Genomic DNA, 21,493 nt, shown 5'->3' on the forward strand with positions numbered 1-21,493 from the left:
CCGAAATCCCATAGCCGACGACGCGGCGACTGCCTATAATGCCGCCCCTATGGCTAAACAAAAGAAACATCCGACCGGGACCATCGCGCAGAACAAGAAGGCGCGACACGATTACTTCATCGAACACAAGTTCGAGGCCGGGCTGGTCCTGTCCGGCTGGGAAGTAAAAAGCCTGCGAGCCGGCAAGGCGCACCTGACTGACAGCTACGTGCTGCTGAAGGACGGTGAGGCCTGGCTGTTCGGCAGCCACATCACCCCGCTGACCACGGCCAGCACCCACGTCATAGCCGACCCCATCCGCACTCGCAAGCTGCTGCTGAACAAGCGCGAGCTCGAGCGGCTGGAAGCGGCCGTGGCGCAAAAAGGCTACACCTGCGTGGCCCTGGCGCTGTACTGGAGCAAGCACCTGATCAAGTGCGAAATCGCACTGGGCAAGGGCAAGAAGGAATTCGACAAGCGCGACACCATGCGCGAACGCGATTCCAACCGCGAGCTGCAGCGGGCTGTGCGAAACAAGGGCAAGGAAGAGTAATACCTCTTCTTAGCCTCTTCGCGGGCTCGCCCGCTCCCACAGGTATCGCGCCGCCTTCGAGTCCGGCGCATATCCTGTAGGAGCGGGCAAGCCCGCGAAGAATCCAACACCGATCTCAACGCCCGCTACGCCGCTCCGCCCGCGCCACTCGCTGCGCTTCTTCATGCGCCTCTTCCAGCACCTCCTGCACATACAGAATGTGCCGGCTGGACACTTCCCGCGCATCCTCCGCCCTGCCCTCGACTATCGCCAGGTACAGCTCCCGGTGCTGACTTATCAGCATGTCCCGGGTCTCGGTCCGTTGCTGGTACATGCCGCCGATGTTGGTCACCACGTTGCGCTTGAGCAGGTCGAACAAGCCCCGAATGGTGTGCAGCAACACGGCATTATGGCTGGCCTCGGCAATCGCCAGGTGGAAGCGCGCATCAGCCGCGCCCTCCTCCGCCCGGGTCACTTCGTCGGCCCTGGCATAGCAGTCCTGCAGCGCATCGAAGGCCGCCTTGAGGCGCGCCCGGTCCGGCTGGGTGGCGCGCTGGGCCGCGTAGTAGGCGCAGGACGCCTCCAGGGTATGGCGGAATTCGAGCAGGTCACGCTGCGCCTCGGCACTGTGCTCAAGCAGTTGCAGCAATGGGTCGCTGAAAGTGGACCCCAGAGACTCGGCGACAAAATTGCCCCCACCCTGGCGGCTGACCAGCAGCCCCTTGGCCACCAGCTTCTGGATCGCCTCACGCAGTGATGGGCGGGACACGCCGAACTGCTCGGCAAGGACGCGCTCGGCCGGCAGCCGCTGACCCGAGGTCAGCGTACCTTCCAGAATCATCCCTTCCAACCGATCGACGATGTCGTCGGACAGGCGCCGTTGGCGGACCTGATCAAAAACCATCACATGCTCTCCACAAACCCCAGGCAGATTTCAGGGGGCGCCTATTCTCGCCGATCCGGGCCTTGCAAACACCCACCAGCCGACGATTTTCCCCGCCCATCAGATGCCCACTCATCGGCACACGACCAAAGTTTTGCACGGGACAAATTGACACACCCACGAAGACGCTTTTAACCTAGCGCCCAGCCATTGTAAATTGGTCTTACCAATTATCCAATGCCAGTGCCTGACCAACAACAATTAGGGGCCACCCCATATGCAAACCTGGCAACAAATCTATAGTCCGCTTGGTAGTCTTGGCCTGTCCGCACTGGCGGCGGTCATCCCCATCGTCTTCTTCTTCCTTGCCCTCGCGGTGTTCCGCCTCAAAGGCCACGTGGCCGGCAGCATCACCCTCGCATTGTCGATCCTGGTGGCGATCTTCGCCTTCCAGATGCCTGTCGACATGGCATTCGCCGCTGCAGGTTATGGCTTCCTCTACGGCCTCTGGCCGATTGCCTGGATCATCGTTGCCGCGGTGTTCCTGTACAAACTCACGGTCAAGAGCGGCCAGTTCGAAGTGATCCGCAGTTCGGTGCTGTCGATTACCGACGACCAGCGCCTGCAAGTGCTGCTGATCGGTTTCTGCTTCGGTGCCTTCCTGGAAGGTGCGGCGGGCTTTGGTGCACCGGTGGCAATCACTGCCGCGCTGCTGGTGGGCCTAGGCTTCAACCCGCTGTATGCCGCCGGCCTGTGCCTGATCGCCAACACCGCGCCAGTGGCCTTTGGCGCCTTGGGCATCCCGATCATCGTGGCCGGCCAGGTCACCGGTATCGACGCCTTCCACATTGGCGCCATGACCGGTCGCCAGCTGCCGCTGCTGTCGCTGTTCGTACCGTTCTGGCTGGTATTCATGATGGACGGCCTGCGTGGCGTGAAGGAAACCTGGCCTGCCGCCCTGGTCGCCGGCCTGAGCTTCGCCGTCACCCAGTACTTCACCTCGAACTTCATCGGCCCGGAGCTTCCGGACATCACCTCGGCCCTGGCCAGCCTGATCGCCCTGACCCTGTTCCTGAAAGTCTGGCAGCCAAAGCGTTCGTTCGCCGAAGCCAAGGGCAGCGTCGGTGCCGCCGTGGTCCAGCCAAGCGGCAGCCAACCAAGCCCCTACAGCTTTGGCGAGATCTTCAAGGCCTGGTCGCCGTTCCTGATCCTCACCGTGCTGGTCACCATCTGGACCCTGAAACCGTTCAAGGCGGCCTTCGCCCCGGGCGGCGCGATGTACAATTTCGTGTTCAACTTCGCCATCCCGCACCTCGACCAACTGGTGATCAAAACCGCACCGATCGTCGCCGCGCCAACCGCCATGCCAGCGGTGTTCAAGCTCGACCCGATCTCTGCCACCGGCACCGCGATCTTCCTCTCGGCGCTGATCTCCATGGCCGTGCTGAAGATCAACTTCAAAACTGGTCTGACCACTTTCAAGGAAACCTTCTGGGAGCTGCGCTGGCCAATCCTGTCGATCGGCATGGTGTTGGCCTTCGCCTTCGTCACCAACTACTCGGGCATGTCCTCGACCATGGCCCTGGTGCTGGCCGGTACCGGTGCCGCGTTCCCGTTCTTCTCGCCGTTCCTCGGCTGGCTGGGTGTGTTCCTGACCGGTTCCGACACCTCGTCCAACGCCCTGTTCAGCTCGCTGCAGGCCACCACCGCGCACCAGATCGGGGTCAACGACACTCTGCTGGTAGCGGCCAACACCAGCGGCGGCGTGACCGGCAAGATGATCTCGCCGCAGTCGATCGCCGTGGCTTGCGCCGCCACCGGCCTGGTTGGCAAGGAATCCGACCTGTTCCGCTTTACCGTCAAGCACAGCCTGTTCTTCGCCACCATCGTCGGCCTGATCACTCTGATCCAGGCCTACTGGCTGACCGGCATGCTGGTTCATCACTAAAGTGAAAGGGGCCGGGCGCCATCGCGCGCCCGGCAATCCCCACACGCAACGCTGCGAGAATCCATGATCATTTCTGCCTCTACCGACTATCGCGCCGCGGCCCAACGCAAGCTGCCTCCCTTCCTGTTCCACTATGCCGACGGCGGCGCCTACGCCGAGCACACCCTGCGCCACAACGTCTCGGACCTGGCCAGCATTGCCCTGCGTCAGCGCGTGCTGAAGAACATGTCCGAGCTCAGCCTGCAGACCAAGCTGTTCGACGAAACCCTGAGCATGCCGGTGGCCCTGGCCCCGGTCGGCCTCACCGGCATGTACGCCCGCCGTGGCGAAGTGCAGGCGGCACGTGCGGCGGCGGCCCACGGCATTCCGTTCACCATGTCCACGGTGTCGGTGTGCCCGATCGAAGAAGTGGCCCCGGCCATCGACCGGCCGATGTGGTTCCAGCTGTACGTGCTGAAGGACCGCGGCTTCATGCGCAACGCCCTGGAGCGGGCCAAGGCCGCCGGGGTCAAGACCCTGGTGTTCACTGTCGACATGCCGACACCCGGCGCCCGCTACCGCGACGCCCATTCTGGCATGAGCGGCAAGAACGGCCCGCTGCGCCGCGTGCTGCAAGCCATGACCCACCCCGAATGGGCATGGGATGTCGGCGTGATGGGGCGCCCACACGACCTGGGCAACATTTCCACCTACCGTGGCAACCCCACCGGCCTTGCCGACTACATCGGCTGGCTGGCCAACAACTTCGACCCGTCGATCTCCTGGAAAGACCTGGAGTGGATCCGCGAGTTCTGGGATGGCCCGATGATCATCAAGGGCATCCTCGATGCCGATGACGCCCGCGATGCGGTCAGGTTCGGTGCCGACGGCATCGTCGTGTCCAACCACGGCGGTCGCCAGCTCGACGGCGTGCTGTCCAGTGCCCGCGCCCTGCCGGCAATTGCCGATGCGGTCAAAGGTGACCTGAAGATCCTCGCCGATTCCGGCATCCGCAGCGGCCTCGACGTGGTGCGCATGATCGCCCTCGGCGCCGACACCGTACTGATCGGCCGCGCCTTCCTCTACGCCCTTGCCGTGCACGGCCAGGCCGGGGTGAAAAACCTGCTGGAGCTGTTCGAAAAGGAAATGCGCGTAGCGATGGTGCTGACCGGCGCCAAGTCGATCAGCGAGATCACCCGCGACTCGCTGGTACGCGAACTGGGCGCCTGACCGCCCGCAAGAACGACCGCCTGATTGACCCGGGGCATGGGGCGCACAGACGCCACGGCCCCGCGAGGAGACTGCATGAGCCTGCCCGCCGCGTTCCTGCGTGATGCCGAGCGCCTGATCCCCGCCGAACGCCGCTTCGACGACCCCACCTCCACTTTGGCTTTCGGCACCGATGCCAGCTTCTACCGGCTGATCCCCAAGCTGGTGGTGCGCGTCGAGTCAGAAGACGAAGTGGTCGGCCTGATCAAACTGGCCCAGCGCGAGCGGGTGCCGGTCACCTTCCGCGCCGCAGGCACCAGCCTGTCCGGCCAGGCCATCAGCGACTCGGTACTGATCGTGCTGGGCGATAACTGGAACGGCCGCGAAATCCGCGGCCAAGGCGAGCAGATCCGCCTGCAGCCCGGCGTCATCGGCGCCCAGGCCAATGCCTGGCTGGCTCCCTTCGGGCGCAAGATCGGCCCCGACCCGGCGTCGATCAACGCCTGCAAGATCGGCGGCATCGTCGCCAACAACGCCAGCGGCATGTGCTGCGGCACGGCGCAGAATACCTACCACACCCTGGCCGGCCTGCGCCTGGTGCTGGCCGACGGCACGCGCCTGGACAGCGAAGACCCGGCCAGCGTCGCCGCGTTCGAGGCCAGTCACGCCGGCCTGCTGGAAGCACTGGCCCGCCTGGGCCGCGAGACCCGCGCCAACACTGCACTCGCCGAGCGCATCCGGCACAAATACCGGCTGAAGAACACCACTGGCCTATCGCTGAACGCACTGGTGGACTACGACCAACCGCTGGATATCCTGCAGCACCTGTTGGTCGGCTCCGAAGGTACCCTGGGCTTCATCAGTGCCGTCACCTACGACACCGTGCCCGACCACCCGCACAAAGCCAGCGCACTGCTGGTTTTCCCCAGCGTGGAAAGCTGCTGCCGCGCGGTGACCGTGCTCAAGCGCCAGCCGGTCTCGGCCGTTGAACTGCTCGACCGCCGCAGCCTTCGCTCGGTGCAGAACATGCCCGGCATGCCACTGTGGGTAAAAGGCCTGTCGGACAACGCCTGCGCCCTGCTGATCGAATCCCGCGCCGCCAGCCAGAGCCTGCTGCATGAACAGCTGCAACAGGTGATGGCCTCGATCGCCGACTTCCCACTGGAACAGCAGGTGGACTTCAGCGAAGACCCCGCCGTGTACAACCAGCTGTGGAAAATCCGCAAGGACACCTTCCCCGCCGTCGGCGCCGTACGCCAGACCGGCACCACCGTCATCATCGAAGACGTCACCTTCCCCATCGAGCAACTGGCCGAAGGCGTCAACCGCCTGATCCAGCTGTTCGACAAGCATCGCTACGATGAAGCGATCATTTTCGGCCACGCCCTGGAAGGCAACCTGCACTTCGTCTTCACCCAGGGTTTCAACAGCGCCGAGGAAGTCGCACGCTACCAGGCCTTCATGGACGACGTGGCGCAACTGGTCGCGGTGGAGTTCGGCGGCTCTCTCAAGGCCGAGCACGGCACCGGGCGCAACATGGCACCGTTCGTGGAGCTGGAGTGGGGCCACGACGCCTATCAACTGATGTGGAAGCTCAAGCGCCTGCTCGACCCCAACGGCATCCTCAACCCTGACGTGGTGCTCAGTGAAGACCCGGACATTCACCTGAAGAACCTCAAGCCGCTGCCCGCTGCCGACGAGATCGTCGACAAGTGCATCGAGTGCGGCTTCTGCGAACCGGTGTGCCCTTCCAAAGGCCTGACCCTCAGCCCACGCCAGCGCATCGTCATGTGGCGTGACATCCAGGCCAAACAGCGCGCCGGCATCGACACCCGGGAATTGCGCCAGACCTACCAGTACCAGGGCATCGACACCTGCGCCGCCACCGGCCTGTGCGCCCAGCGCTGCCCGGTTGGCATCAACACCGGCGAACTGGTGAAGAAACTGCGCAGCCAGGCCGCCGAACACGAAAAAACCGCCGACTGGCTGGCCGAACACTTCCACACCGCCCTGGGCGGCGCGCGCCTGACCCTGACCGCCGCCAATACCGCACGCAAGCTGCTCGGCGCCCCACGCCTGGGCCGCCTGAGCGCCTCGCTGAACAAAGCCAGCAAAGGCCGCCTGCCAAAGTGGACCCCGGCGATGCCACAACCACTGCGCCCACTGGACTTCGGCCCGGCCAGCAACGACGCCCGCCCTCGCGTGGTGTACCTGGCTGCCTGCGTCTCGCGGGTGATGGGCCCGGCCTATGCCGACCGCGAGCAGAGTTCGCTGCTGGACAAGACCCGTGCCCTGCTGGAAAAGGCCGGCTACCAGGTGGTGTTCCCTGACAACGCCGACAGCCTGTGCTGCGGCCAACCGTTCGCCTCGAAGGGCTACCCCGAGCAGGCCGAACACAAACGCCAGGAACTGCTTGCCGCCCTGCTGCACGCCAGCCGCGGCGGCCTCGACCCTATCTACTGCGATACAAGCCCCTGCACCCTGCGCCTGGTGCAGGACCTGGGCGACACCCGGCTGGACCTGTACGACCCAGTGCGCTTCATCCGCACCCACCTGCTCGAGCGCCTGGAGTTCACCCCCCAGGACGAACCAGTGGCCGTGCATGTGACCTGCAGCACCCAGCACCTGGGCGAAAGCCAGGCGCTGATCGACCTGGCGCGGCGGTGCAGCAAACAGGTGGTGATCCCGGAGGGCATACATTGCTGCGGCTTTGCCGGTGACAAAGGCTTCACCACCCCCGAGCTCAACGCCCACTCGCTGCGCAGCCTGAAGGATGCGGTGCAATATTGCAGCGAAGGCATCTCCACCAGCCGCACCTGCGAGATCGGCCTGTCCAGCCATAGTGGCATCGATTACCACGGGCTGGTCTACCTTGTAGACCGCGTCACCCGGCCACGCAGCATATGACCGTTTAACGCAAAACCTGATAGCTGCCGCAATCCCTGTGGGAGCGGGCAAGCCCGCGAACACCGGCGCAGCCGGTGCCATACACCGCGCAGCCTGCTTCGCGGGCATGCCCGCTCCCACAGTTACAGCGCCGGCTTTGGGCGCACGCCCTACCTGTAGGAGCGGCTTCAGCCGCGAACACCGGCAAAGCCGGTGCCATCCCCCGCCAGCATCCGATTGAACCCCCGCCAATCCTCCACAGTCCATCCTTACAGGCCCACCTTCCAGAGGCCCAGAAGGAGACTCCCATGAAAGGTACCGCGCTTTCGGCCCTGTTCGCGGCCGCCACCCTGCTGGCTTCGCCGGTGTTCGCCGCCGAAGACCTCTGCACTGCCAACCTGCAAAAGATCGACGACAGCATGGCCACCGCCGGCGCCACCTCCGAAGGCCTGGACAAGGCCATCACCGAGCACGTCGACAAAGCCAAGGCTGCCCAGGCATCGGGGGACACCAAGGAATGCATCGCCATCACCAGCAAAGTCCTGGAGCGGTTGGAAAAAACGGAGAAAGGCAGCGGCACCAGCGGCGGCGGTAGCGGCGCGTGAGCCCAAAAGCGGGCGACCGGACCGGCTGTCGACGTCGCCCGCGCAATGGCGTATACTCAGCCTCACGTACCGTAAGGTGCGTTAGCTTAGAGCTAGTGTGGGGCCGATCAGGATTCGACGCCGGTAGCGAAACTCTAGGTGCATGCCGAGTTGGTAACAGAACTCGTAAATCCACTGTTGCAACTTTCTATAGTTGCCAATGACGAAAACTTCGAGGCGGAGTACGCTCTCGCTGCGTAAGCAGCCGAGCCCGACCTTCTGGTAGCTTCGGCTCCAGCAATCATCAGGGGATGCCTGTAAACCCGAAATGATTGTCATACAGAACAGGATCGTCGTGTAGCACGTTGGGGGCAAAGCGACTAAAACTTACCCAACTCGTCCAAAGCACCCTGCCCGTCGGGCGGCTGCGGATTAACTCAGTAGACACGGCTAAGCATGTAGTACCGACAGCGGAGTACTGGCGGACGGGGGTTCAAATCCCCCCGGCTCCACCAAATTCCAAAGAAGAAGACGCCCTCGGGCGTCTTTTTTTGTGCCTGGATTTTGGGTTGTGCGAGCCCACAAAGTCAGAATCAGGCTTTTCCGCATAGGGCGTTTCCCAAAGATACTCCCTGCGCCGGTTTGCTCTTCACCGGGCTCTCAACCCAAACACGGCTTCCACCACGTGAGTGACAGCAAGCGCTGGTCGCCCCAGTCGCCAGGTCGTGATGCCCGCCGCCAGCTTCATGATTCCCTCTCAGCCAGCAACACTTCCGGCACGACCGGCAGCGGCCGGCTCAGCAACACGCCAACCAGCATCGCGAACAGCAGCGCCGCCACACCGGCGACCTGCAACACGGCTTCGAAGCCCCCGATGAACGCCTGGCGGGCCAAGGGTGCCACCGTTTCCCGCAACCTGGGCTCAAGCAACGCCAACGCCGCCTGCAAATCACCCGCGGCAACCCGGGTAGCCATCGCGGAAACCTGGCCCGATTGCCCAGGCGCCACGGCAGCCATGGCCTCATACAGCAACTGCCCACTACGTGCAGCCAGCACACCACCCAACCCACCGATGGCCAGCACGATCGCCCCGAACCGCGTGGTTGTACTCAACCCCGAAGCCATGCCGGTACGCTCACGCGGTACGCAAGCCATGATGTTCTTCTGCGTATCGCCATTCAGCAGCCCGGCACCGCCACCCAGCACCAGGCTTGCCAGGGCGAATGTACCGTAACCGCCTTGCTGAGTGGCCCAGGCACACAGCAGGTTACCCGCCCCGACCAAAACCAGGCCGAGTGCGAATACCTGCGCCGGGCTCAAGTGTGCAGCCAGACGCATGCCCAGGCGTGGCGTCAGCAGCATGGCCACGGCAAACGGCAGCATGCCCGCCCCTGCGGCCAGGGCCGACAGCTGCAGGCCGTTCTGCAAGTAAAGCGGCAGCAGGGTCATCATCACCTGGGCGCAGGCAGCATAGGCAAACATCCCCAGCAAGGCGCCAACGAAGCGCCCGCTGCGCATCAGCCGCAGGTCGATCATCGGCCGTTCCTGGCTGCGCTCGACCATGACGAACAGGCCGAACAGGAAGGCGCTGATCACCAGCCGTCCCAGGGTTTGCGCACTGCCCCAGCCCACCTGGTTGGCATCGATCATTGCCCAGATCAGGTAACCCAGGCTGCCGGCGAAAGTCAGGCTTCCCCATGGGTCGAGCCGGGCCGCAGCGCTGTCACGGGACTCTTCGACACTGCGCAGCACCATCACTGCGAGCACTGCCACCAACGGCAGGTTGATGTAGAAGATCCAGCGCCAGCCAAGGGTGCTGGCGATCAACCCGCCCAGCAGCGGCGCAAAGGTGATGGTGGCGCCCATGCAGGCGCCCCAGAAGGCCCAGGCGCGCATGCGTTCCTGGGGTTGGTGGAAGCGGTTGCCGATCGCGGCCAGGGCCGAGGTCAGCAGCAATGCCGCGCCAACGCCCTTGGCTGCCCTGGCCAGGTCGAGGAACAGCAGGTTGGGCGCCGCGCCACAGGCCAGCGAGGCGAGGCCGAACAGGGCCAGGCCGAGCAGCAGCATGCGGCGGCGGCCAAAGCGGTCGGCCAGGCTGCCAGCGGGCAGCAGGCAGGCGGCAAAGGCCAGCAGGTAGGCGCTGACCACCCATTCGATATCGGCAAACGAGCCGGACAGGTCGCGGGCGATGCTGGGCAGGCTGACCGCGACGATGTTGGTGTCGAGGATGATCAGGGCACAGACCAGGGAGGCGGTGAGCAGGGTGAAACGCGCAGAGGGCATGGTGAGGCTCCGGATGCAGGGCTGGTTGGTCAAATCGCCGGGGCTGCCTTGCAGCCCATCGCAGGCAAGCCAGCTCCTACAGGGACCGCACCGCCTTCGAGGATTGCGCAATACCTGTACCTGCGATGGACTGCAAAGCAGTCCCCTGCAATTCCCAGGCAGCCTTTGCCGCCAAGCCACCAGCCTTGTAGTGTTGGCCTCACCATAACGCCACCAGCCCCCAGGCTTGTTAGCCACGGCGGCTCGCGTCATTACCCTGCAGGTAACACCCATGGAAATCCGCCATTTCCGCTACTTCCTCTGCGTCGCCCGCCACGGTCATTTCACCCGTGCCGCCGAACAGCTGGGCATCGCCCCGCCCACGCTCAGCCGGCAGATCCAGGACATGGAGCGCGAACTGGGCGTGCGCCTGTTCGAGCGCAACCAGCGCGAGGTCAACCTCACCGCAGCGGGCCAGGCGCTTTTGATCGAGGCCGAACATGCCGTGCGCCAGTTCGATGCTGCACAACTGGGCGCGCAACGGGCCGCTCGAGGCGAAAGCGGGCGCATCGAACTGGGCTATGTGGCTTCGGCCGCGTACTCGGGCATGCTCCAGCAGCAAGTCAGCCGCTACAGCGAAACCTGCCCCGGCGTACGCCTGAACATTCGCGAACTGCCCATGGCCGAACTGCCCGGTATGGTCCGCGACGGCCTGCTTGACCTTGCCTATGTGCGCTCGCCGATGGAGCTGCCCGAGGAACTCGAAGCTATCGCCTTGCACCAGGAAGGTTTCGTCCTCGCCCTGCCCGCCAGCTCACGGATAAATGAAGTGCCGCAGATCCCGGCCTCGCGCCTGGCCAATGAAACCTTCATCCTGCCCGAACAGATCTCCGGCACGCTGGAAGTGGCAGCACAAGGTGGTTTCGTCCCGAGGCTCGGCCCTCAGCCGGGCAGCCTGGTGGCGGTGATCACCCTGGTGTCTCTCGGCCAAGGCATCGCAGTGGTGCCGGAATCGGTGGTGCAGCGCATCAGCCTGCCGCAGGTGCACTACCGGCGTATTGTCGACTGCCAGGCCAGCTCGTGGCTTAGCCTGATCCACCGGCGCTTCGAGAAAGCGCCGGCGGCAATCAGATACATCAAGATGATGAAAGGCTGAAAAAACAAAGGGCACCCATCCACTGGTGCCCTTTGCCCTACCGCCAGGTGAACTCAATCACCCCATCGAACGCACCCCCACAGGTTGCGCATTGCCCCGCGTGGTCACGATCCCCAGGAAGGAAATCACGATCGCCAGGCCCAATGTCGAGCTCACCTCTGCCCGGTGTTCAGGCGTGAACATCATGACCGCCAGTGCCCCGCCAATGAACAGGATCACCGCCCAGGTCAGGTACGGGAACAGCCACATGCGGAACTTCAGCTCGGTGTTTTCCCGCTCCAGGCGACGACGCATGCGCAGCTGCGAAATCGCGATGACCATGTACACCAGCAAGGCAATAGCACCGGAGCTGGCCAGCAGGAACTCGAACACACCCTTCGGCGCGAAGTAATTGAGGATGGCAATGGCCGCGCCGATCAGCGTGCTGCCGAATACCGCAGCGCGTGGCACACCGACCTTGGAGGTCTTGTTGAGCATGGCCGGTGCGTCACCGCGCTTGGCCAGCGAGTACATCATCCGCGAGGCAATGTAGATCGAAGAGTTCATGCAGCTGGTCACTGCCACCAGCACCACCAGGTCGACCATGAAGGCTGCATTGGGGATGTTCATGATTTCCAGCGCACGCTGGTAGGAACCCACCACCGCCAGCTGCGGGTCGTTCCACGGCACCACCGAAATGATCACGAAGATCGACAGGATGTAGAAGGTACTGATGCGCCAGATCACCGAGCGAGTGGCCTTGGCGATGTTGCGCGACGGGTCGCTCGACTCGGACGCGGCGATGGTCACCGCTTCGGTGCCGATGAAGCTGAACATCACGGTGATGAACGCACCAACCACGGCCGACCAGCCCTTCGGCGCGAAGCCGCCGTGCTCGGCCATCAAGCTGCTCAGGCCACTGACCTCGCGGTTGGGCAGCCAGCCCATAAGTGCGGCGAAACCCAGGCCGATGAAACCGAGAATGGCCGTGACCTTGAGAATGGCGAACCAGAACTCGAACTCACCGTACTTGGCCACGCTGAACAGGTTGGTACCAGCCAGCAGCAGCACCGAAGCCAGGGCGAATATCCAGCTGTCCACCTGCGGGAACCAGGCGTTCAGCACATGCCCGGCGGCCAGCGCTTCGATCGGGATTACCAGTACCCAGAACCACCAGTACAGCCAACCGATGGTGTAGCCGGCCCAGCGGCCGATGGCCTGCTCGGCGTAGGTGGAAAACGATCCGGTGTCCGGGTGTGCCACGGCCATTTCGCCGAGCATGCGCATGACCAGTACCACCAAGGTCCCGGCCACGAAATAGGAAATTATGGTAGCTGGCCCGGCTGCCGCGATGGCGTGGCCAGAGCCGACGAAAAGTCCGGCGCCGATGATGCCGGCGATGGACAGCATCGTTACGTGACGTGGCTTGAAACCTTGTGCAAGGTTGCCATCAGATCCCACGGTGTTCATTGATGTTGTTCTCTTTTTACTGACACAAGGATGGACGGGCAGGTGTAGGCGAAAATATCTCCTTTGAAATCAATAAGTCGACACGTTACTCGCGCTCTGTTGTTGATATTTGGCACGCGTCACAGAGCAACGTGTCAGTGCAGGTCGGGCTTCATTTAAGCCCCGCAGGGCTGTGGGAAATTACACGAGAACGCCCCGGAACTGTTCGATCACGACAGGGCATCCCCATTAACGTCAGAAGTCGCGAATGGCATACCCGATCCCGTCACCAGGCCGTCTGGAGCTTTTGTTTTTCATTTGAGTGTGTTGTGGCTGTACGGGCCCTTTCGCGGGCTCGCCCGCTCCCACAGTTACTCCACGCCCCTCAAACCTGTGGTGTACCTGTGGGAGCGGGCAAGCCCGCGAAAGGGCCGGTGCAGCCATCACCACTTTCTGCCAGCCACAAAAAAGCCCCGGTCTCCCGGGGCCTCTGTTGCCAGGCGTCTGCCTACGCCTGCCCGGTACGCTCGAAGCACCGGACTAGCAACAGGAATCGCAAAAGGGCCCTATGCCTCAACGCACCAGGCAAGGCCGCTTGTTATCGAAGCTCCACCCCGGAATCAGGAACTGCATTGCCACGCTGTCATCCCGCGCGCCCAACCCCATGTTGCGGTAGCACTCATGCGCCTTGGCCAACTGGTCTTCATCCAGCTCCACCCCAAGCCCCGGCCGCGCCGGCACGTGCACATGCCCGTCGACGATGCGCAGTGGCTCGCGGGTCAGGCGCTGACCGTCCTGCCAGATCCAGTGGGTGTCGATCGCAGTGATTTCCCCCGGCGCCGCAGCCGCCACCTGGGTGAACATTGCCAGCGAGATATCGAAGTGGTTGTTGGAATGCGAACCCCAGGTCAGCCCCCAGTCGTTGCACATCTGCGCCACCCGTACCGAACCCTGCAAGGTCCAGAAGTGCGGGTCGGCCAGCGGGATGTCCACCGACTGCAACTGGATCGCATGGCCCATCTGCCGCCAGTCGGTAGCGATCATGTTGGTGGCGGTGGGCAGGCCGGTGGCGCGGCGGAACTCGGCCATCACCTCACGGCCCGAGTAGCCGTTCTCGGCACCGCACGGGTCTTCGGCATAGGCCAGCACATCGTGCTTGTCGCGGCACAGGGCAATGGCCTCCTTCAATGACCAGGCACCATTCGGGTCGAGGGTGATGCGGGCTTCGGGGAAACGTTTGGCCAGCGCCGTTACCGCTTCCATCTCCTCCTCGCCGCGCAACACCCCGCCCTTGAGCTTGAAGTCGCTGAAGCCATAGCGCGCCTTGGCGGCCTCGGCCAGGCGCACCACCGCGTCCGGGGTCAGGGCCTTTTCGTGGCGCAGGCGGAACCAGTCATCCTCGGCATCGGCTTCGTTGCGGTAGGCAAGGTCGGTCTGCTGGCGGTCGCCGATGTAGAACAGGTAACCGAGCATCTTCACCGCCTCGCGCTGCTGCCCCTCGCCCAGCAGTGCCGCCATCGGCACGTTCAGGTGCTGGCCGAGCAGGTCGAGCAGCGCCGACTCGATGGCCGTCACCGCATGCACGGTGATGCGCAGGTCGAAGGTCTGCAGGCCGCGACCAGCCGAGTCACGGTTGGCGAAGGTCTGGCGCATGGCATTGAGCACGCGCTGGTAATGGCCGATCGGCTGGCCGACCACCAGGCTGCGGGCGTCCTCCAGTGTCTGGCGGATCTTCTCGCCGCCGGGCACCTCGCCCAACCCGGTATTGCCGGCGCTGTCACGCAGCACCACTACGTTGCGGGTGAAGAACGGGCCATGGGCACCACTGAGGTTGAGCAGCATGCTGTCGTGCCCGGCGACGGGGATCACGCGCAGATCAGTGACCACGGGGGTGCTGGTGTGAAGGGTCTGCATGTTCATGGTTGTTGTCTCGCAGTCATCAATGGCTCTGACCCAGGGCCGAAGGGGCCTTGAGGTCATCGGAAGGGGCGCCCTTTGGGCGAGTGCGTACGAAGAAGATGGCAATGGCCGCCAGCACCGAGGTCACCGCCAGGCCGTACAGGCCGCCCTGGATCGAACCGGTCTGCTGCTCCAGCAGGCCGAAGGTGGTGGGGGCGACGAAGCCGCCGAGGTTGCCGACCGAGTTGATCAACGCGATCACCGCTGCGGCGATGCGGGCATCCAGGTAGCCCTGCGGGATCGGCCAGAACAGCGACGATGCCGACTTGAAACCGATCGCCGCGAAGCACACCGCGACAAAGGCGAACACCGGCCCACCCGTGGTGGACATGAACATGCCGATGGCAGCGATCACCAGCGCACCTGCGACCCAGGCCTGCTGGAACTTCCAGCGCGCCGAGCCGGCGGCGAAGGCATACATGGCCAGGATCGAGATCAGCCACGGGATCGAGTTGAAGAAGCCGACCTGCAGGTCGCTGAGGTCACCCATGCGCTTGATGATGCTCGGCAGCCAGAAGGTGGCGGCGTAGATGGTCAGCTGGATGCAGAAGTAGATCAGGCAGAACAGCAGGATCTGGCGGTCCTTGAGCAGGCTCCAGGCCGATGGCCTGACCGCGCCGACCGCTTCGCGCTCAAGTTGCTCGCGATCGATGGCGGCCACCAGTGCTTCCTGCTCGGCCTGGCTCAGCCACTTGGCGTCCTGCGGCCTGGAGTCGAGCCAGAAGAACACGAAGAAGCACAGCGTCACCGAGGCCATGCCTTCGATGAACAGCATCCACTGCCAGCCATGCATGCCCAGGCCCTGGATCTGCATCAGCGCGCCGGCCAGCGGCCCGGAAATCAGCGACGCCAATGCCGAACCGCTGAGGAAGATGGCAATCGCCTTGCCACGCTCGGCGGCCGGCAGCCAGCGGGTGAAGTAGTAGATCACCCCGGGGAAGAAGCCCGCTTCGGCAACCCCCAGCAGAAAGCGCAGCACGTAGAACTGGGTTTCGTTCTGCACGAAGGCCATGGCCGTGGCCACCACCCCCCAGGTGAACATGATGCGGGTCAGCCACAGCCTTGCGCCGACCTTCTGCAGCAGCATGTTCGAGGGCACTTCGAACAACGCGTAGCCAATGAAGAACAGGCCGGCGCCAAAGCCATAGGCCGCGGCGCTGATGCCCAGGTCGCTTTCCAGATGGGGGCGGACGAAGCCGATGTTGACGCGGTCCAGGTAGTTGACGATGAACATGATGACGAACAGCGGCAGGACGTGGCGCTTGACCTTGGCCACGGCGCTGGCCAGGGCGTCGCCTTCATTCCGGGCAGACGGAGCGAGGGTATCGTTCACTTGCGGATCTCCCACTAATTGTTTTTGTGCGGGTCGAGGTTGTCTGACATGGCAGTGGGGAGGAGCATATGCGCAGCGAAGTTGTACGACAAGATCAACAACATCGGAAAAATCACAAAATACAAGCTAACGCAAAGCCTATATGCGTCGATCTTGCAAAAACAGACAAACTACTCGCTGGCTTGACCGCAGGAAAAATCGGCAAAAAATATTTTTATCGATTAACTTGTCGTACAAGCACAACAACAATCGGATCACACCATGGCCACCGAACAAGCCCACAAACGCGGCCACAGCCGTGCCCATGACCTGGTCTCCAGCCTGACCCAACAGATCTTGCTGGGTACCTTCAAGCTAGGCGACAAGTTGCCCTCGGAAAACAGCCTGGTGCGCGAGCATGGGGTCAGCCGCACCGTGGTCCGCGAGGCCCTCTCGAAATTGCAGGCTTCGGGGCTGGTGGAGCCACGCCACGGTATCGGTACGTTCGTGATGGAGCGCCAGGCCCAGGCCGGCCTGCGCATCGCTGCGGAAAGCGCGGCGAATGTGCGCGACCTGCTGGAGCTGCGCATCGGCCTGGAAGGCCAGGCCGCCGCCTTGGCCGCGCTACGCCGTGACGAGGGGCACCTGACGCGCATGCGCCAGGCGCTGGATGACTACCAGGACCTGGCCGCCGCTGGCGACAGCTGCATCGAGGCCGACCGGCGCTTTCACCTGCTGATTGCCGAGGCCACTGGCAACCTGTACTTCACTGAAATGCTGTTGCAGCTGGGCAACGGCCTGATACCGCGCAACCGCATGGCCCTGGCCGAACGCAGCGGGGCGAAGCTGGCGCGGCAGGCGTACCTGGCCAACCTCGAGCATGAGGCGATCCTCAATGCCATCCGCCGGCAGGACCCGGACGCGGCGCGGGCAGCGGTGTGCCTGCACCTGTCCAATAGCCGCGACCGACTACTGCCCGAACAGGCCTGACACGATCCCCTGTAGGAGCGGCCTTGTGTCGCGAAAGGGCTGCACAGCAGCCCCTCGATTTCAGCTACAGAATTGCAGGCCGGGGGCCGCTTTGCGGCCCTTTCGCGACACAAGGCCGCTCCTACAAAGAGAACCGCATCAGGCCCTGTTACCAGGTCAGGCAGATTTTGCCGAAATGCCGGTTGCTCTCCTGATAACGGAACGCCTCGACGATCTGCTCCATCTCGAAATGCTTGTCCACCACCGGCCGCAGGCCGTTGGCATCGATCGCCCGCACCATCGCCTGCTGCTGGGCGCGGCTGCCCACCAGCACGCCTTGCAGGCGAATCTGCCGCACCAGCGCCTGCACCAGCGGCAACTGCCCGGCCACGCCGGTGAGGATGCCGATCAACGACACATGCCCACCAATGCGCGCGGCGATCATCGATTGCTCCAGCGTCGCCGGGCCACCCACTTCGATCACATGGTCGACGCCGCGGTTGCCGGTCAGCTCGCGCACTTTCTCACCCCACGCCGGAGTGCTCTTGTAGTTGATCAGGTGGTCGGCACCCAGGGCCTTCAGGCGCTCCAGCTTGGCATCACTGGACGAGGTGGCGATCACCGTCGCGCCAGCCAGCTTGGCAAACTGCAGGGCGAAGATCGATACACCGCCGGTGCCCTGCACCAGCACCGTATCGCCGGGCTTGAGGTGGTCGTCGCACATCAGCGCGCGCCAGGCCGTGAGACCGGCCGTGGTCAGAGTGGAAGCTTCGGCATGGCTGAAGCCCTTGGGCGCCAAGGTGAAGGCGCTGGCACGAGCAGTGACCTGTTCACGGGCGTAACCATCGATACCGTCGCCGGGCACCTTGGCGAAGCCTTCCACATTTGCCTGGCCGTCGAGCCAGTCGGGGAAGAAGGTACTGACCACATTGTCGCCGACCTGAAACTCGGTGACGCCGCTCCCTACCGCGACCACTTCGCCAGCGCCATCGGCCATGGGGATGCGCCGCTCGCTCGGGCCCCACATGCCGCTGACAACGGCGAAATCGTGGTAGTTGAGAGAGCTGGCGTGCAGGCGCACGGTGATCTCGCCGGCCTCGGGTGAAGAGGCCTCGCAGGTGCCGACCTCGACCTTGTCGTAGCCGCCGCCGGGTTTTACGTAGATGGCCTTGCTGGTCATGGATAGGTCTCCTTCAGGGAAAAGATTGGGGTTCAGCATAGACAGGTCCGGCCTCTTCGCGGGCTTGCCCGCTCCCACAGGATCTTCACCACCCTCAACAGCAGTGCAGTACATGTGGGAGCGGGCAAGCCCGCGAAGAGGCCCGCACAGGCGACACAAAAACTCAGCCCAGCATCACCTTCAATGCCCGGCAATCGGCCGCATGCCAATCCACCAGTTCCGGCCACGGATTGTCCGGCAGGTTCACCAGCACCGTGCGCGCCCCTGCGGCACGCCCACAGTCCAGGTCAAACCGGTAATCCCCCACCATCACCAGCTCACCCGGTGTCACACCCCAGGCATTGGCAATCTTCAGCAGCCCATCCGGGCTTGGCTTGGGCGCTGCTTCGTCACGCCCCAGAATGTGCTCCACCGGGAAGCAGTCCGCCAGGCCGATGGCCTCCAGCGTCACATGCGCCAACTCACGGGCATTGCGGGTCAGAATGCCCAGCCGGCAACCACGCTGGGCCAGTTCGCGCACCAGTTCCACCGCCCCGGTGGCCGCCGTGGAGGCAATCGCCAGGTCACGCTCGTGCTCCAGCAGCCAGGCATGCTTGGCCGCCGCCTCGTCCGCCGGCAAGGCTGCCAGGTGGGTGAGGATGTCGTGCTCGGCCGGGATATCCAGCGCCACGCGGATGGCGGCAAAATCGTGCACGGCCACGGTCAGGGTGCCGTCCATGTCGAACACCCAGTTGCGCACCTCGCCCAGGCTCATGCCCAGTCCTTGCGGTGGCGAATCAGGCCTTCCTGGCACGACGACGCCACCAGTTGCCCGGCCTGGTTGAAAATGCTGCCGCGGCAGAAGCCACGGGCATTGCCCGCCCAGGGGCTGTCGGTGGCGTACAGCAGCCACTCGTCGGCACGCAGGTTGCCATGGAACCACAGCGAATGGTCGAGGCTGGCGATCTGCATGTCACGCTGCCACACCGATTTGCCATGGGGCAGCAACGCAGTGGTCAGCAGGCCGAAGTCCGAGGCGTAGGCCAGCATGTATTTGTGCAGGGCGGGGATATCGGGCAGGTTGCCGTCGGCGCGGAACCAGGCGTACTTCACCGGGTCGCCAGGCTGGGGGTTGAACGGGTCGCGCTCGGTGACCGGGCGGATCTCGATCGGCTTGGCGCACAGCACCTTGTCGCGAATGCGTTCGGGCAACTGGTCGGCCATGGCCCGGGCCAGCTCGACTTCAGTGGGCAGGTTCTCCGGGCCGACCACCTCGGGCATCTGCGCCTGATGCTCGAAACCTTCCTCGTCGTACTGGAACGAGGCGCTGCAGGTGAAGATCGGCTGGCCCTTCTGAATCGCAGTCACCCGCCGGGTGCTGAAGCTGCCGCCATCGCGCACACGGTCCACCGAATACACCACCGGCAGGCTGGCATCGCCAGGGCGCAGGAAGTAGCCGTGCAACGAATGCACATGGCGTGCATCCTCGACCGTCTGGCTGGCCGCCGACAACGATTGGCCCAGTACCTGCCCGCCGTACAGCTGGCGAAAGCCCAGGTCTTGGCTGCGGCCACGGAACAGGTTCTCCTCGATGGACTCGAGGCTCAACAGGTCGACCAGGTCGTCCAACACATGACTCATCGGGGGTTCTCCTAGCAAGGCAACACGTCTCTACAGCACACTTATGAAGGCAAATAATACAGGGTTTGTCATTCGCGCCGGGCATGGCCATGCATTCAGGCGCGCAGGGTACGCTCCCAGTGAGCGCGATCGATGCGGTACAGCACATGCGGGCGCAGCGGATGGCCCACGGGCAGGCGCGGGTGTTCGAAACTACCATTCAGGTCCTGCTGCATACCGATGGCCTGCATGACCTTCTGCGAGGGCAGGTTGCTCTCGCTAGTGAACGACACCACTTCCTCCAGGCGCAATTGGGCGAAAGCACAGCGCAGGCATGTCCACGCCGCCTCGCTGGCGAAACCCAGGCCCCAGTGGCGGCGTGCCAGGCGCCAGCCGATCTCCACCGCCGGCGCAAAATCGGCATCGAAGCCCACGTGCAACAACCCGGTCATGCCGATGAAGGCACCACTGTCCTTGCGCTCCAGGGCCCACAGGCCAAAGCCGTACTCATTGAAATGCCCGCGCACGCGGCCGATCAGCGCGGCTGCCTCCAGGCGTGTCAGCGGCGCCGGGAAGTAGCGCATCACCTGCGGGTCGGCACACAGGGCGGCGAACTCGCGCAGGTCGTCGTCGTGCCATTGGCGCAGTACCAGCCGCGCGCTTTCCAGTTGCAGGATAGGGGTCATCGGGCGTGCTCCGGTTTTACCGTCTTGCAGTTTACAGCGTAGGCGCGGGTGCAGGTTTCACCTAGCCGGCGCGCCCGAATGCAATTTTCACACGCCCTTCACCGCCCCCCGACAGGCCTGTTGGCAGGATGCCAGCCAACACCGCCGCGCCAGCCGCGACCATGCCAACGGAGCAACGCATGCTATCGAGCAACACCCTGGGGCACCCTGCCATCCACGCCCGGCGCAAGCGACGCCTGACCCGCAAAGCCCTCGGTGCCGCCCTTGGCCTGTGCATGGTCGTGGCGGCGTTGAGCACCTGGCTGGCGACGAGGACGCACATCGTGGACCTTGGCAACGAACGGCAATTGAGTGACAGCGGCCTGCTGCAGGACTGGGCCGACGGTGCGGTGATCGTGATGATCCGCCACGCCGAGCGCTGCGACAGCGCCCCCGGCCCGTGCCTGGACGACCCCACCGGCATCACCGTGGCCGGCAGCCAGGCTGCCGGACGTGTTGGCCAAGGGATGCACCAGCTGGGCCTTAACAACGCCGATATGCTCAGCAGCCCGAAACTGCGCACACGGCAAACCGCGCATTTCATCCTTGGCCAGGCGGTGGCCAGTGAGGGCTGGCTGGAAAGCTGTGACAGCCAGTTCGCCAGCGAAGCGCTGGCACACAAACGACCGGGGCATAACCTGGTGCTGGTGACCCACAACGGCTGCATCGACCATTTTGCCCGCCAGCAGAAGGTTACGGGGGGCGAGCGTGAAAGCGGCTATGCCAGTGCGCTGTTCGTTTCGGTGGATGGCAATGGCAAGACGCGCATCCTCGGCCGCCTGAACGAGCCGGACTGGCAACGGGTGCTGGCCAGTACCACGAAACAGCACTGACGCCGCTCCTGCTGCCAGGGCAACTGCCTTGCACTGCCTTTTCTGGCCTCATCGCCGGCAAGCCAGCTCC

At 64.0% G+C, this 21,493-nt stretch carries 17 protein-coding genes and 1 other RNA gene; 9 read left to right on the forward strand and 9 right to left on the reverse strand.

Going from position 1 to position 21,493, the window contains the following annotated elements; translation table 11 throughout:
- The first annotated feature begins 49 nt into the window (after positions 1-49).
- Positions 50-532 (forward strand): SsrA-binding protein SmpB, encoded by a 483-nt coding sequence (gene smpB, locus ACLCGK_RS13945; RefSeq protein WP_013974300.1) that lies wholly within the window; start codon positions 50-52, stop codon positions 530-532.
- 115 nt (positions 533-647) lie between these two features.
- Here smpB and ACLCGK_RS13950 read toward each other — a convergent pair whose 3' ends face one another.
- Complete coding sequence (locus ACLCGK_RS13950; RefSeq protein ID WP_013974301.1) at positions 648-1,415, reverse strand: FCD domain-containing protein; 768 nt, start codon at positions 1,413-1,415, stop codon at positions 648-650.
- A 256-nt stretch (positions 1,416-1,671) separates the two neighbouring features.
- Between ACLCGK_RS13950 and ACLCGK_RS13955 the strand changes: the two genes are divergently transcribed.
- The 5 genes from ACLCGK_RS13955 (at position 1,672) to ssrA (ending at position 8,515) form a co-directional block, all read left to right on the forward strand.
- Positions 1,672-3,342 (forward strand): lactate permease LctP family transporter, encoded by a 1,671-nt coding sequence (locus ACLCGK_RS13955; RefSeq protein WP_015271872.1) that lies wholly within the window; start codon positions 1,672-1,674, stop codon positions 3,340-3,342.
- Positions 3,343-3,405: 63 nt separating this feature from the next.
- Positions 3,406-4,551 (forward strand): FMN-dependent L-lactate dehydrogenase LldD, encoded by a 1,146-nt coding sequence (lldD, locus tag ACLCGK_RS13960; RefSeq protein ID WP_013974303.1) that lies wholly within the window; start codon positions 3,406-3,408, stop codon positions 4,549-4,551.
- 75 nt (positions 4,552-4,626) lie between these two features.
- Positions 4,627-7,437: an FAD-binding and (Fe-S)-binding domain-containing protein gene (locus tag ACLCGK_RS13965; protein ID WP_410952202.1), complete on the forward strand. Its 2,811-nt coding sequence runs from the start codon at positions 4,627-4,629 to the stop codon at positions 7,435-7,437.
- Positions 7,438-7,724: 287 nt separating this feature from the next.
- Complete coding sequence (locus ACLCGK_RS13970; RefSeq protein ID WP_013974305.1) at positions 7,725-8,021, forward strand: hypothetical protein; 297 nt, start codon at positions 7,725-7,727, stop codon at positions 8,019-8,021.
- Between the two features lie 99 nt (positions 8,022-8,120).
- Positions 8,121-8,515, forward strand: a transfer-messenger RNA (tmRNA) gene (gene ssrA / locus ACLCGK_RS13975).
- Between the two features lie 229 nt (positions 8,516-8,744).
- Here ssrA and ACLCGK_RS13980 read toward each other — a convergent pair.
- Positions 8,745-10,283 (reverse strand): MFS transporter, encoded by a 1,539-nt coding sequence (locus tag ACLCGK_RS13980; protein WP_410952203.1) that lies wholly within the window; start codon positions 10,281-10,283, stop codon positions 8,745-8,747.
- A gap of 271 nt (positions 10,284-10,554) precedes the next feature.
- On the opposite strand from ACLCGK_RS13980, the gene ACLCGK_RS13985 reads away from it, so the two are divergent.
- Positions 10,555-11,418, forward strand: a complete 864-nt coding sequence (locus ACLCGK_RS13985; protein WP_024087774.1) for a LysR family transcriptional regulator — start codon at positions 10,555-10,557, stop codon at positions 11,416-11,418.
- Positions 11,419-11,475: 57 nt separating this feature from the next.
- On the opposite strand, the gene gabP is transcribed toward ACLCGK_RS13985, so the two are convergent.
- The 3 genes from gabP to ACLCGK_RS14000 all read right to left on the reverse strand — a co-directional run bounded on the left by gabP (position 11,476) and on the right by ACLCGK_RS14000 (position 16,138).
- A complete protein-coding gene (gene gabP, locus ACLCGK_RS13990) occupies positions 11,476-12,867 on the reverse strand; it encodes a GABA permease (protein ID WP_003258117.1) in 1,392 nt (463 codons plus the stop codon).
- A gap of 552 nt (positions 12,868-13,419) precedes the next feature.
- Positions 13,420-14,766, reverse strand: a complete 1,347-nt coding sequence (gene gudD, locus ACLCGK_RS13995) for a glucarate dehydratase (RefSeq protein WP_410952204.1) — start codon at positions 14,764-14,766, stop codon at positions 13,420-13,422.
- A gap of 19 nt (positions 14,767-14,785) precedes the next feature.
- On the reverse strand, positions 14,786-16,138 hold the full coding sequence (locus ACLCGK_RS14000; RefSeq protein WP_410952205.1) for an MFS transporter: 1,353 nt from the start codon (positions 16,136-16,138) through the stop codon (positions 14,786-14,788).
- A 261-nt stretch (positions 16,139-16,399) separates the two neighbouring features.
- Between ACLCGK_RS14000 and ACLCGK_RS14005 the strand changes: the two genes are divergently transcribed.
- Entirely contained in the window at positions 16,400-17,107 is a 708-nt protein-coding gene (locus ACLCGK_RS14005) for a FadR/GntR family transcriptional regulator (RefSeq protein ID WP_410952206.1), read from the forward strand.
- Between the two features lie 148 nt (positions 17,108-17,255).
- On the opposite strand, the gene ACLCGK_RS14010 is transcribed toward ACLCGK_RS14005, so the two are convergent.
- The 4 genes from ACLCGK_RS14010 to ACLCGK_RS14025 all read right to left on the reverse strand — a co-directional run bounded on the left by ACLCGK_RS14010 (position 17,256) and on the right by ACLCGK_RS14025 (position 20,551).
- On the reverse strand, positions 17,256-18,266 hold the full coding sequence (locus tag ACLCGK_RS14010; RefSeq protein ID WP_410952207.1) for a zinc-dependent alcohol dehydrogenase family protein: 1,011 nt from the start codon (positions 18,264-18,266) through the stop codon (positions 17,256-17,258).
- A 163-nt stretch (positions 18,267-18,429) separates the two neighbouring features.
- Positions 18,430-19,020 carry an HAD family hydrolase gene (locus tag ACLCGK_RS14015; RefSeq protein WP_013974314.1) on the reverse strand — a complete coding sequence of 197 codons (591 nt, stop codon included), beginning with the start codon at positions 19,018-19,020 and terminating at the stop codon, positions 18,430-18,432.
- The gene (gene tesB / locus ACLCGK_RS14020) at positions 19,017-19,886 is read right to left on the reverse strand and encodes an acyl-CoA thioesterase II (RefSeq protein WP_025340733.1); all 870 of its coding nucleotides are present in this window, start codon (positions 19,884-19,886) and stop codon (positions 19,017-19,019) included. Before tesB ends, ACLCGK_RS14015 begins: the two co-directional genes overlap by 4 nt.
- 95 nt (positions 19,887-19,981) lie before the next feature.
- Complete coding sequence (locus ACLCGK_RS14025; protein ID WP_013974316.1) at positions 19,982-20,551, reverse strand: GNAT family N-acetyltransferase; 570 nt, start codon at positions 20,549-20,551, stop codon at positions 19,982-19,984.
- Positions 20,552-20,730: 179 nt separating this feature from the next.
- Between ACLCGK_RS14025 and ACLCGK_RS14030 the strand changes: the two genes are divergently transcribed.
- A complete protein-coding gene (locus tag ACLCGK_RS14030) occupies positions 20,731-21,423 on the forward strand; it encodes a histidine phosphatase family protein (RefSeq protein ID WP_410952208.1) in 693 nt (230 codons plus the stop codon).
- The last annotated feature ends 70 nt before the right edge of the window (positions 21,424-21,493 follow it).

This window comes from Pseudomonas sp. S1(2024) (assembly GCF_046557535.1).